This window comes from Microvirga sp. HBU67558, assembly GCF_018069605.1.
Lineage (GTDB): Bacteria > Pseudomonadota > Alphaproteobacteria > Rhizobiales > Beijerinckiaceae > Microvirga > Microvirga terrae.
Window position 1 is genome coordinate 50,876 of record NZ_JAGPUP010000551.1, and the last position, 12,500, is coordinate 63,375.

General features: G+C 64.4%; 9 protein-coding genes and 1 tRNA gene. 2 read left to right on the plus strand and 8 right to left on the minus strand.

All coding sequences use genetic code 11. The annotated features are described in order from the left end of the window. The 4 genes from KBI52_RS24550 to KBI52_RS24565 all read right to left on the minus strand — a co-directional run bounded on the left by KBI52_RS24550 (position 1) and on the right by KBI52_RS24565 (position 6,786). Positions 1-2,913 (minus strand): TAT-variant-translocated molybdopterin oxidoreductase, encoded by a 2,913-nt coding sequence (locus KBI52_RS24550; protein ID WP_210812045.1) that lies wholly within the window; start codon positions 2,911-2,913, stop codon positions 1-3. Between the two features lie 5 nt (positions 2,914-2,918). Next, entirely contained in the window at positions 2,919-3,569 is a 651-nt protein-coding gene (locus KBI52_RS24555; RefSeq protein WP_173948369.1) for a cytochrome c3 family protein, read from the minus strand. Positions 3,570-3,661: 92 nt separating this feature from the next. Then, positions 3,662-4,477: a formate dehydrogenase accessory sulfurtransferase FdhD gene (gene fdhD / locus KBI52_RS24560; protein WP_173948368.1), complete on the minus strand. Its 816-nt coding sequence runs from the start codon at positions 4,475-4,477 to the stop codon at positions 3,662-3,664. Beyond that, positions 4,474-6,786 carry an FdhF/YdeP family oxidoreductase gene (locus tag KBI52_RS24565; protein ID WP_173948367.1) on the minus strand — a complete coding sequence of 771 codons (2,313 nt, stop codon included), beginning with the start codon at positions 6,784-6,786 and terminating at the stop codon, positions 4,474-4,476. Before KBI52_RS24565 ends, fdhD begins: the two co-directional genes overlap by 4 nt. A gap of 244 nt (positions 6,787-7,030) precedes the next feature. Here KBI52_RS24565 and KBI52_RS24570 point away from each other — a divergent pair. Beyond that, positions 7,031-7,106 (plus strand) — tRNA-Lys (locus KBI52_RS24570). Positions 7,107-7,314: 208 nt separating this feature from the next. On the opposite strand, the gene KBI52_RS24575 is transcribed toward KBI52_RS24570, so the two are convergent. Next, positions 7,315-8,877: a 2-isopropylmalate synthase gene (locus tag KBI52_RS24575; protein ID WP_210812060.1), complete on the minus strand. Its 1,563-nt coding sequence runs from the start codon at positions 8,875-8,877 to the stop codon at positions 7,315-7,317. 438 nt (positions 8,878-9,315) lie between these two features. On the opposite strand from KBI52_RS24575, the gene KBI52_RS24580 reads away from it, so the two are divergent. Continuing rightward, positions 9,316-9,639: a hypothetical protein gene (locus KBI52_RS24580; protein WP_173948366.1), complete on the plus strand. Its 324-nt coding sequence runs from the start codon at positions 9,316-9,318 to the stop codon at positions 9,637-9,639. Here the strand turns inward: KBI52_RS24580 and KBI52_RS24585 are convergent. The 3 genes from KBI52_RS24585 to KBI52_RS24595 all read right to left on the minus strand — a co-directional run bounded on the left by KBI52_RS24585 (position 9,630) and on the right by KBI52_RS24595 (position 12,474). After that, the gene (locus tag KBI52_RS24585) at positions 9,630-10,343 is read right to left on the minus strand and encodes an NUDIX hydrolase (RefSeq protein WP_210812046.1); all 714 of its coding nucleotides are present in this window, start codon (positions 10,341-10,343) and stop codon (positions 9,630-9,632) included. The genes KBI52_RS24580 and KBI52_RS24585 overlap by 10 nt on opposite strands. Further along, on the minus strand, positions 10,340-11,245 hold the full coding sequence (locus KBI52_RS24590; RefSeq protein ID WP_173948364.1) for a PhzF family phenazine biosynthesis protein: 906 nt from the start codon (positions 11,243-11,245) through the stop codon (positions 10,340-10,342). Before KBI52_RS24590 ends, KBI52_RS24585 begins: the two co-directional genes overlap by 4 nt. A 206-nt stretch (positions 11,246-11,451) precedes the next feature. Next, entirely contained in the window at positions 11,452-12,474 is a 1,023-nt protein-coding gene (locus KBI52_RS24595; RefSeq protein ID WP_173948363.1) for an ABC transporter substrate-binding protein, read from the minus strand. Positions 12,475-12,500 lie beyond the last annotated feature (26 nt).

Consider the following 12,500-nt stretch of genomic DNA (forward strand, 5'->3'; position numbering starts at 1 on the left):
CTACCCATTCTCGCTGGAGGGCTCGATGCGGGCGAGATAGGTCGTGCGCGGCTTGGTGTTGAGCTCGCCGAGCAGGGCATAATTGCGCGGGCTCCGCTTGAGGCGGCTCACGGCGCTTGCGGGATCGTTCACGTCCCCGAACACGATGGCTTGCGTCGGGCAGGCCTGCTGGCAGGCCGTCGCCACCTCGCCGTCGCGCAGGGGCCTGTCCTCGACCCGCGCATCGGCGCGGGCCGCCCCGATGCGCTGGACGCAATAGGTGCATTTCTCCATGACGCCGCGGTCGCGGACCGTCACCTGCGGGTTCATGGCCTCGGGCGAGGCCGTGTAGTCCGTGCCCCGATAATCGAGGAAGTTGAAGCGCCGCACTTTGTAGGGGCAGTTGTTCGAGCAGGTCCTCGTGCCGATGCAGCGGTTGTAGACCATGTCGTTGAGCCCCTCCGACGAATGCACCGTGGCGTTGACCGGGCAGACCACCTCGCAGGGCGCCTTCTCGCAATGCATGCAGGGCACGGGCTGGAAATAGGTCGCGGGATTGGCGGGATCGCCCGCATGGTACCGGTCGACCCGCAGCCAGTGCATCTCCCGCCCCTTCGCCACCTCGTCCGGCCCGACGACCGCGATGTTGTTCTCGGCCTGGCAGGCGATGACGCAGGCGTTGCAGCCGATGCAGGCATCGAGGTCGATCGCCATCCCCCAGGCATGGCCCTCGTAGGGCCATTCCGGATAAAGCGAGGGCTGCGCCTCCTGCTCCCGAGCCGGCGCCTGATCGGGGGCGACCACCCGCACGATGTCGCGGCCCTGCAGGGAATGGTGCTGCTGGGTCGAGATGACCGGGATCCGCTCGCCGGCCTTCCTGATCTCGCCGGTGGCGATCCAGGGGCGCCGGGAGGGGCGTACCGCATAGGCGTCAACCCCGATGCCGTCGCCGATCCTGCCGGCGCGCTGGCGGCCGTAGCCCAGGGTCAGCGTCACCGCGCCGGGCGCATGGCCCGGCATGATCCACACCGGCACCCGGATCGTCCTCCCGTCGACTGCGAGATCGACGGCATCGCCCGAGGACAGGCCGAAGACGGCCGCGGTCTCGGGCGCGAGAAGCGCCGCATTGCCCCAGACCTGCTTCGTCAGGGGCTTCGGCAGCTCCTGCAGCCAGCCGTTATTCGCGTAGGTGCCGTCCCAGACGGACGGATCGGGAGCGAACACCACGTCGATCCCACTGGATATGGAAGGAACTGCCATTTCAGCTGTCAGATCGAACCGTTCGGTCAATGCGACCGTCGGGGCGGCCGAGCCCTCGATCATTCCGTCTTCGAGCGCGCGGGCCCAGCGTTCCTCGAAGCCCTCGCCCCAGGCCTCACGCCACGTGGCCTGGACCAGCGCCTGACCGGTCAGGTTCTGACCAGCCATGAGGCCGAGGAACTCTTCCTGGCTCAGCCCCGGCTTGAGCGGCATCGTTGCGGGCTGCCTCAAGCCGACCGTGCCATCGAAGGCCCGCAGGTCGCCCCAGCTTTCGAGCGGATGCGCCTCGGGGATATGCCACTGGCAGACGGCCGCCGTCTCGTCGCAATGCGGGCCGAGATGAAGCGACAGCGGAACGCGCCTCACCAGCGAGGCCAGGTCGATGTCCGCTGGAGCGGCATAGACCGGATTTCCACCAAGAATGACGAGACGGGACACTTCGCCGGCCTCGATGGCCTGCGCCAGATCGGGCAGCGTCCGCATTTCGGCCATTGCCGGCCTGACCGGTTCGATGGCGCGGATCGTGGTGCCGAACGCGCCGAGCCGGGCATTGATCGCATGCACGAGAGCATGAATCCGGGTCGGCTGCTCGCGCCCTGCCACGACGAGGCTGCGCGATCCCGCCTGGCGCAACGCATCCGCCAGCTTCAGGATGGCCGGATGCATTTCGGACGTCGACGCAACGCCGATTTCCAGAGCAGCCGCAAGAGCTTGAACGAAGGGTTGGAAATCTCTCGGCCTAACCGGAAGGCGCTCCTCCGCGCGAGCGCCGGTGAGGCTCAACCGCGTCTCGACGGCGTAGAGACGCGGCAGAGCGCGCTCCTGCACCCGCCGCCGTGCCTGGAAATCCGCGGCATAGCGCAGGTGCCCCGGCTCCTCGGCGAACAGATCGCCCCCGAGCGTCACGATGATGTCGGCCCGGGTCAGATCGTAAACGAAATCCAGATCCCGGCCGAACGACTCTATGGCGGCGTCTCGCCGGCAGCCGTCGTCGACGGGTGAGAACTCATGGAACTTCGCAAATGGAAAGAGCTGCCGCGCTTGTGCCATAAGCCGGTGCAGGGTCGGCGACGAGGTCGGCGGCATCAGGATGTGCAATCCCCCTCCCTCCGACACGACGAGATCGTTGCGCACAGGTCGGATGAAGCCCGTGAGCTCCTCCCAGCTTCTCGCAGAGCCGTTCTGGAGCGGAGTGTCTGATCGATCCGGGTCGTAGAGGGACAGAATCTCCGCCTGGGCGAACACATCCGTCGCGCCGAGGCTTGCCGGATGTAGGGGGTTGCCCTCGATCTTGATCGGCCGCCCCTCCTGGGTCTTGACGAGGACGCCCCGACCAAGGCCGTTGAGCGCCATCGACGTGGCTACGGTGAGCGGCACCCCGGGCGTATGACCGGGCATGTTGCGGCTCAGCGACAGGAGCGGTGCGTTGCTGCCGGATCCACTGCCATTGCAGGCCGCGAGGCCTCCCAAGGCCAAGGATGCGCTCATCAGCCGGAGCAGGGTCCGCCGGTCGATGGCGGAGGCCCGCACGATGTCGGGAAACTCGGCCTCGATATGCCGGCGAACCTCCGGCCGATCGGCGAGCTCCTCCAGGCTGCGCCAGAGCGTGGGTCCCTTCTCCGTCGCAAGGCGGACCCGCACGGCATCGACATCGAATGGTGGTTCCTCACGCATCGCTTCTACCGGTGGCAGGTGTTGCAGCTGGTGAGGCGTCGCGAAGCCTCCTCATAGAATGTACGCACGTCCTCGGGCAGGTTCTGGCCATGCGCCTCATATCCGGTCGCGAACACCGCCTCGCGCGGCCGCAGATTCGGCACGGGATCGCGATGGCAATCAAGGCACCATCCCATGGACATGGTCTGGGACTTCACCGTCTTCGGCATCTGATCCACGCGGCCGTGGCAGGTCTCGCAGGCAACACCCTTGGTCACGTGAGCGGCGTGATGGAAATAGGCGTAGTCCGGCAGGCGATGAACGGACGTCCATTCGATCGGCTGACCGAGGACGAAGCTCGATCGGACCGGCTCGAGGACGCTTGCTCCCACCCATACCTGCGAATGGCACGACATGCAGGTCTGGGCGGAGGGCATGCCGGCATCCGCCGCGCGCTCCACGGTCGCGTGGCAATACCGGCAGTCGATGCCGAGGGAACCGCTGTGGAGATCATGCCGGAAAGGCACCGGCTGCGGCGCCGCCTTTCCGACATTCCAGGTGCTGTCGGAGCGTGCCCAGACATAGGCTATGCAGCCGGCCGCTACGGCGCTCAGACCTAGGAGCACGATCACCACCCGAAACAGAGTGGTGGCCGCCGGTGTGAAGAGCTGCGCCATCGCCTGTGCCGCGCACCCTTTGCTGGATCAGGCCGTGCGCCCGAAATAAAGCTTCGCTGTTGACACAATCGGCTCGGCGCAGCTTCGTTCCCTCATGCTGGATGGAAGTCGATGCGATCAGGGTGCGTGAAAACCTCGAAGGCATCGCCTCGGGCCACGGCCACGAGGGTGATTCCGCAGCTTTCCGCGACCCGTACGGCAAGGGCGGTCGGCGCCGAGACGGCGACCAGGATTGAGGCGCCCATACGAGCCGTCTTCTGCACCATTTCGAGGGATACGCGGCTGGTCAGCAGCACGAGACCATCGGAACCAGGCTCCGATGCCCTGGCCAGAGCCCCGGCGAGCTTGTCGAGCGCGTTGTGCCGTCCGACGTCCTCCCGAATAGCGATCACGCCCTCACTTGGTCGCCAGAAGGCTGCGGCATGGATGGCGCGGGCTTCCCTGTTCAGGCGTTGCGCATCGGAAAGATCGGTCATGGCGATTTTGACAGCCCCCGGATGCACGCGAAGCGAGCCCGTCACCGTCTGAACCGGCCGTGTGGCCTCGGCCAGGGATTCCACGCCGCACAATCCGCAACCGACTGGACCGGCCAAGGCGCGTCGGCGCATCTGGTAGGAGCTGCCACTTCGGTCTGACAGCCACATCCTGATCTCGCATCCGAGATCGTGCTCGACCATTTCCATCGACAGGAGATCGGCGGGATCGTGAATAATCCCTTCCGACAAGCTGAAGCCGATAGCGAAATCCTCCAGATCGGACGGACTCGCCATCATCACGGCATGCGTCGAACCGTTATAGGTCAGGGCAACCGGCGTTTCCTCCGGCACCACGCGTTCGCCCGGGAAGGAGGCATCCTGCGCCACGCTCATGCGCGGCAGGCGGATGACTGGCGACAGGTGTAACGTCATTCCGCTGCCTCCGGCTGCCGTTCCTGCATCGGGGCGATACGGATCGGAATCGATTTCGCCGCCGGCACCTTGCTGTGATCCGCATGGTGCCAGACCGGTATCAGCGGATTGCACTCAGGGTAGTACGCGGCACAGCAGCCTTCCGGGATCTCGTAAGGAGTCACGCGCAATCCGCTCACCTGTCGCACGACGCCATCATCGACGGCCGTCGTGAGAGTGACCAAGTCGCCCTCATTTAATTTCAACTTGGCGACGTCATTCGGATTCATGAAGAGCACCATGCGGGTGCCCCTGACGCCTCTGAACCTGTCGTAGTAGCCGTAGACGGTCGTGTTGAACTGATCGTTGGAGCGTACGGTCATAAGCTTGAAGATGTCGGGATCCTTTTCGGCGGTCCCGAGATCCTCCTCCAGGCTCTGAGGGACGATGAAGTTGGCCTTGCCCGTCTTCGTCTTCCAGCGCCTCTCGCGCGCCGCGATGGGGCGGTGGAATCCGCCCGGCTTCCACATTCGCTTGTTGAAAGCGCGGAAATCCTCCGGATAGGTTTCCTCTATCGCGTCGCGGACGAGGGCATAATCGGCCACCCATTCATCCCAGGGCACCTTGTCGTTCACCGGGAGCGTCGCCTTTGCAATCTCCGCGACGATGCGCGGCTCCGACAGGAGATCGGAGCTTGCGGGCTTCGCCACGCCCTTCGATCCGTGGATGCAGGCCGTCGAGTCTTCGACGGCAACGGCTTGGGGCCCGGTCTCCTGCTCATCGATCTCGATGCGCCCGAGACATGGGAGAATGTAGGAAATCTCACCAGGGATGAGATGGTTGCGGTTGAGCTTCGTCGAGATCTGCACCGACAGGCGCAAGCGCGTCCAAGCCTTCTCCAACGCTGCCGTCTCCGGCGCAGCCCGCACGAAGTTTCCGCCGAGCGCCACAAAGGCTTTCATCTCGCCTTTGAGAATGCCTTCACAGGCCTCGACCGTCGTGGTTCCCTTCCAGCGCGGCGGCTCGAACCCATATTGCTCCTTCAGCTTGTCGAGGGGCACCAGCTCGGGTTTCTCCGCAATCCCGACCGTACGCTGTCCTTGCACGTTGGAATGGCCGCGCACCGGGCAGATCCCGGCTCCCGGCCTGCCGATATTGCCGCGCAGTAGGAGCAGATTGACGAGCATCTGCACGTTCTCGACCCCGGCCTTGTGCTGGGTCAGCCCCATGCCGTAGATGCCGATGACTGCGTTCGCCTGAGCATAGGCGGCTGCGGCCGCTTCCAGTGTCGCCTGCGGCAGGCCGGACTGGCGCTCCAGTTCAGGCCAGGACGCCTGGCGTGCAGCGCGCGCGAACTCCTCGAAGCCATGGGTATGCTCGGCGATGAAGGCATGGTCGAGCACGGGCTTGCCGCCGACCTCCCGGGCGCGATCGTCGGCTTCGATCAGGATCTTGGCCATGCCCATGAGGGCCGCGATATCCCCGCCGATCTTCACCTGATGATACTGCGACGAGATCCGCGTTTCCGAGCCCGTCAGCATTTCAGTCGGCGCCTGAGGGTTGGTGAAACGTTCGAGCCCGCGCTCCTTCAGAGGATTGAAGGTGATAATCGGCACCCCGCGCTTCGCCGCTTCCTGGAGCGGATGGAGCATGCGCGGACTGTTCGTCCCGACGTTCTGGCCGAAGAACAAGATGCAGTCGGTTTTCTCGAAATCGTCGAGAATGACGGTCCCCACCGAAACACCGATGCTCTGGGGCAACGCCACTGAGGTGCTCTCGTGGCACATGTTGGAGGAATCCGGCAGGTTATTGGTGCCGTAGAGCCGAGCGAACAGCGCCCACATGTAGGAGGTCTCGAGGGAAGCGCGGCCGGAGGCATAGAGCACCACCTGACGCGGATCGAAGCCTTTCAGCTCCTGGCCGATCTCGCGGAACGCGTGCGCCCAAGTCACCGGCTTGTAGGTATCCGACGCCGCATCCCAGCGCATGGGGTGCGTCAGGCGTCCGGCCTCTTCGAGGTCGTGATCGCTCCAGGTTCTCAATTCGGAAAGGGTATGCTTGGCGAAGAACTCAGGCGTTACCCGCTTGGTGGTCAGCTCCCAGGCCGTGGCCTTGGCACCGTTCTCGCAATACTCGAAGGTGCGGGGTTCGGCGGGCTTGGCCCAGGCGCAACTCACGCAGGCATAGCCGTCCGGCTTGTTCTGCTTGAGCAGAATCGCGTTGCCGCTGAGGAGCCTGCCTTCCCTGGACAGGATCGTCTCCACGGATCTAAGGGACCCCCACCCCCCTGCAGGCCCGGGGTAAGGTTCGATCTTCGGCTCATCATTCATGGGACAGCCTCCCGCCGGCCGCCGTTCACGCCCGGCGATCCTTGCAACCCATGTCAATGTTCGGAAAGCCTGACCGTTCCGGCCGAGCGGATACCGGCCGGAAAAGTTCCAGGATGGTCACCAGAAAGGGGCCCCGCGAAAATCTGCGGCGCGAGGCCGAAAACGGGCTAGACAGGGGGCGAGCGGTTTGTTACACGCACGGCCTCTTCAGCGGACATCGCGCCGCTGAATTCGCTTCGGCGACGGGTGTGTAGCTCAGTTGGTAGAGCAGCTGACTCTTAATCAGCGGGTCCAAGGTTCGAATCCTTGCACACCCACCAATCTTTTCAAGATCGAGAATCGCAGAACGGGCCGCTGAACCGTGTTTGACGGCGTAGCGGACAGTCGTGACAGGTCATTCACAACAGAATCGATCCTGTGAATCACCCTTTTCTCGTCGAGCGCATCGCCAAGGGCCGTGCTCGTCATCACTGATGGAAGCAAGCGCGCAACCCGGCTTGAACCGGGATGCGCGACAGGTATGCAATGTTACTCCGCTGCGTGCTGGGCGTGCAGGCGCGCCCCCCGGCTCATGAGCTTGTTGAGCGCGCCCAGATAGGCTTGGGCCGAGGCGACCAGGGTGTCGGGGTCGGCCGCGCGGGAGGTCACGCTGCGGTTGTCGGCCGAGAGACGGACCGAGACCTCAGCTTGGGCGTCCGTTCCCTCGGTCACCGCATGCACTTGGTAGAGTTCCAGCACCGCTTCGTGGGGCACCAAGGCCTTGATGGCATTAAAGGTGGCATCCACGGGTCCGTTGCCCTCCTGCTCCTCGATCACGATCCGATCGTCGACCTGGAGACGCATGGTGGCGCGCTGCGGACCACGGGTTCCGGCCACAATGTGGAGAGAGACCAGCTTGATGCGGTCGTGGGCCATGGCGATGTTCTGGTCGACCAGGGCCTCGATGTCCTCGTCATAGACGTGCTTCTTGCGGTCCGCGAGTTCCTTGAACCGCTCGAAGGCATCCTGGAACTGGTTATCGGATAGGCTGTAGCCCAGTTCCTCCAGCTTGTTGCGGAACGCCGCCCGGCCGGAATGCTTGCCCATGATCAGGGACGTCTTTGACACGCCGACGCTCTCGGGCGTCATGATCTCATAGGTCTGGGCGTTCTTGAGCATGCCGTCCTGATGGATGCCGCTCTCATGGGCGAAGGCGTTCCGGCCTACGATGGCCTTGTTGTACTGCACCGGGAAGGACGTGGCGGCCGATGCCAGCTTCGAGGCGCGCATCAGCATGGTGGCCTCGATGCCCGTTTCAAACGGGAGCACGTCGCCACGAGTCTTGATCGCCATAACGACCTCCTCGAGGGCCGCATTGCCGGCGCGCTCGCCGATGCCGTTGAGGGTGCATTCGATCTGCCGGGCGCCGCCCTCCAGGGCCGCCAGGGAATTGGCGACCGCGAGGCCCAGATCATTGTGGCAATGGGCGGAGAAGATGGCCTTGTCGGCGCTCGGCACGCGTTCGCGTACGGCCCGGAACATAGCCCGGTACTCGTCCGGGGTCGCATAACCCACCGTGTCGGGCAGGTTGATGGTGGTGGCGCCGGCTTTGATGGCCGCTTCCACGCAGCGGCACAGATAGTCGATGGGCGTCCGGGTGGCGTCCATGGCCGACCACTCGATGTCCTCGATCAAGTTGCGCGCCTGGGTCACCGTCTTGGAGATGATCTCCAGGACCTCCTCTTCCGACTTGCGCATCTGGTGCGCCAGATGGATCGGCGAGGTCGATACGAAGGTATGGATCCGCGGACGGGCCGCGTGGCGCACAGCCTCGCCAGCGCGGGCGATATCAGCCGAGATGGCGCGGGCGAGTCCGGCCACGGAGGCCCGCTTCACCTGCTTGGCAATGAGCGCGACGGCCTCGAAATCGCCGTTGGACGCGATGGGGAAGCCCGCCTCGATGATATCGACCCCCATTGTATCGAGCAGTTCCGCAACCTCGAGCTTCTCCTCCAGGGTCATGGTGGCGCCCGGGCATTGCTCGCCGTCGCGCAGGGTCGTGTCGAAGATCAGAACGCGGTCCTTGGAGGAGCCGGATACGGAAGCGGTCATCATGTATAGTCCTTCTCGGAGGGAGCGAGGCCTTGCGAGTAGCCTTCAGCGCTCAAGGTTGTTTCTGCTGGTCCAGAACCCCTGAGAGCCCAGGCGGCGACGCCCAGCCGACCCTCAGGGGCAGCTAAGGAGAAGGAGGCCAAGAAGACGAGCGCGATCGGCCGCGGGAGCGGGTCCGTTCATCCATGCGCTGGGGGAGACGATGATCATCGCTACCCGAATCCTCCTCGGCCGCGGACGTGAAGCCGCGAACAACGGGCCTGTTTGTAACGGGGCTTCGTCCTTATGGCAAGCCTTTGAAACAAACGAAAAGACTAAGCTCGACCAACGTATGGGTTATGGCGCCGGACCGTAAAGGACTGGTCGGCAGCCAAAACGCCCTAGATCGGGTGAAGCTTGGCTTTTGTCTCGGACTGTCATCGATCCAGGAGTGCTTTTATGAGAACTGTGACCCACGCTCTGTCCCTGACCGGCTTGCTAGCGCTGGCTGCCTGCAACCAGACGGCTTCGGCCCCTGCCCCAGCGAGCGCCAGCCTCACGCCGTCGAGTTCCCACATGCCGCAAGGATCGGGCTGCTCGGGCGAGATCGACCGCTACCGCGCTGTCATGAGCAACGATCTTGCCATGGGGCACGTGAACCAGTCGGTTTACAATCAAGTCGACCGGGAGCTCCGCCAGGCGGAATCCGCCTGCGTCGGCGGGCGCGATGCGGAAGCTGTCCGGCTGGTCCGTGCCACGAAGTCCCGTCACGGCTATCTCTGATCGAAGGCCCAGCCGAAGAAGGATTGCAGGAAGAGCGGCATCCGCTCGGGGTCGATATCCGCCCGCCCGCGGACGATGCGCACATCCTGCAGCTCGGGCTCGGGCTGGGCCGCGATGTTCGCTCGGATCGTCGCCGCGCCCTCCTCCGCCGTGACCGGCAGCGTCACCATCCGCAGGAGAGCGATGGTCGGCCAGCGCTGGACGATGATCCATTCGTCGTCCACGCGGTAATCGCCATCGGCGAGGCCCGTTTCCTCGGCCAGCTCGCGCGTGAGACTTGTGGCGAGATCGACCGTGCCGTCAGGCCTCAAGTCGGATAGATCAGGTGTCCCGGCGGCGAAATAGACACGACCCGCATTGGTGGTGCCGTTCCCCATCACCCCGCAGATGAAAGCCCCGTCCGAACCGCGCAGCGCTCCCATGGCGAAGCCGTTGGCGATGGCGGGGTCCGGATAACCCCTGTCGATCCAGGCAACAAAATCGGCGTAGTCGACCTCGAAATAGATGTTGCGGCACAGGTCCTGCTCGAACTGGACGTCCTGAAGCAGGAGCACCCGCCCGTTGAACATCTGCGGCTTGCCCGCGGTGCGGCGCTTCCAGTTCTCCGTGATGAAGTCCCGGTTCTGCCCGGGCCATGTCCAATCGAACGGGCGGCAGAACGCCTCGACGCGGGAGACGCGCCGGATCTGAGGCTCTCGGTTCACGCCAGGATCTCGCCGCGGCTCACCATCACGGCCGAGCCGCCGATCTCGGCCGACGCGAGGGCACCGTCCTTGATCACCATCTGAAGGACGATCTCGCTCGGGCGCCCCATCTCGACGCCCTGCTCGATGACGATGTTGTGCTCGCCGTCGCCCAGGGGCTCGCATTGCATGAGCGCGCCCGCGAAGGCCGCCGCCGCGGAGCCTGTCGCCGGGTCTTCCGCGATGCCCATTCCCAGACCAAACATGCGGGCGCGGAACCGCAGGCCGTCAGCCTCAGGAATCCGAGCATAGACATACGGCGCCGGATGATCGCTGTCGCCGAAGGCCTTGTCGAAAGCCTCGCCTTGCGGTTTGGACTTCGCCAGCGCTTCGAGAGACGAAACCGGCACGAGATCATAGGCGACACCTGCCGAATGGCGGCTCGGAACGTGCCGGTCGAAACCAATGTCGGTCGGATCGAGACCGAGCGCCCAAGCGCATGTCGCAGAATCCTTGCCCTCGCCCCACACGAAGGGCAGGCGCGGCAGACGGAACCGCGCCGTGCCGCTCGTGGCACCCTGCACCTCGACGGCGCAGGGAACGATGCCGACCTGCTCCTTCAACCCGAAGGCTGCGGCGCCCGGTTCGCCGTTCTGGTCGAGAAGCGCCAAAAGCACCGCCGTTCCCACGGTGGGATGTCCCGCGAACGGCAGTTCACGGGCGGGCGTGAAGATGCGGATGTCGGCGCGCTGGCGCGGCTCGGACGGGGGCAGGACGAAGACCGTCTCCGAGAGATTGAACTCCTTGGCGATCCTCTGCATGCCCGCGGTGTCCAGTCCCTCGGCCTCCAGGACAACCGCGAGAGGGTTTCCGGCAAAGCGCTCGGACGTGAAGACATCGAGAGTGACGAAACGACGGGACATACGGATCGATCCTTTTCGGGAGCCTTCAACGGGGCGGGAATGGCGATTCTTCGGCGCCAGATGAGGCACCGCCGGGAGTTCTCCTGTCAACAAAACTCCGACTCGGCACAGAACGTCATGGCCGCCCCGGATCAAGTCCGGAGACGTCCATGACGTCAATGGTGCGGTCGCAGCAACGCGCAATCTCCTCTGCGCCTTCGGCCAGCTTACATAGCCGCCTGCCGCACGAAGCGGTCGTTGAAGGTCGCGGAGAGATCCACCTTGGCATCCTTCAGCTCCGGATCGAGCTGGCGCAGCATGTCGAGCACGCTCTGCATGCCGGTCATCTGGACGATGCCGTCGCGCGAGTAGCTCTCGAGCGAGTTCTGCACCGCCTTGAGGTAAAGCGGCTTGTCACCCAGGTAGTATTCCTCCGGGACCGTCGCGGCGATATCCTCGGGCTTTGCGCTCTGGAGCCATTTCAGGCTCTTCACGAAGGCGTTGACGAGACGCTGCGTGGTCTGCGGGTTCTGCTCAATGAAATCCTTCTTCGTATAGAGCGTCGCCGCGGGATTGGAGCCGCCGAAGAGCGCGCGGGTTCCAGCTTCCGTACGGGTATCGATCAGGATCTGAATGTCTCCATCGGCTTCGAGCTTGGCGATGACCGGATCGAGATGGGAGATCACATCGATCTCGCCCTTCTTCATCGCAGCCACGCCACTGGCGCCGGACCCGACGCCGATGATGGCGGCATCGGACGGCTTCAAACCAGCCTTCACCATCGCATATTGCGCGGTGAGCGCAGTCGATGATCCCGGTGCGGTAACGCCGATCTTCAGACCTTTGAAGTCCGCCGCCGACCTGATCTGCCCGGCCTTGTCCTTCTTGACCGCGATCACGATGGCGGGGAAGCGGCCGAGTTCCGTAACGGCTACGACGTCCTGTCCCTTGGCCTGCATGCGGATCGTGTGTTCGTAGGCGCCGGTCACCACGTCGACGGAGCCGCCGATAAGCGCCTGGAGCGACTTCGCGCCACCGCCAAAATCGTTGATCTCGACCTCGAGCCCCTGCTCTTTGAAGAAGCCCTTGCGCTCGGCGATGGTGAGCGGGAGGTAGTAGAGCAGTGGCTTGCCACCGACGCCGAGCGTCACTTTCGCCTTCTCAGGCGCACCCTGCGCGAATGCCTTCGGGCCCAAAGCTGCAGTCAGTCCGAGCGCTCCGGCGGTCTTCAAGAATGTACGGCGTTCCATCGCGTCTCTCCCTGTTGTGATGGCGT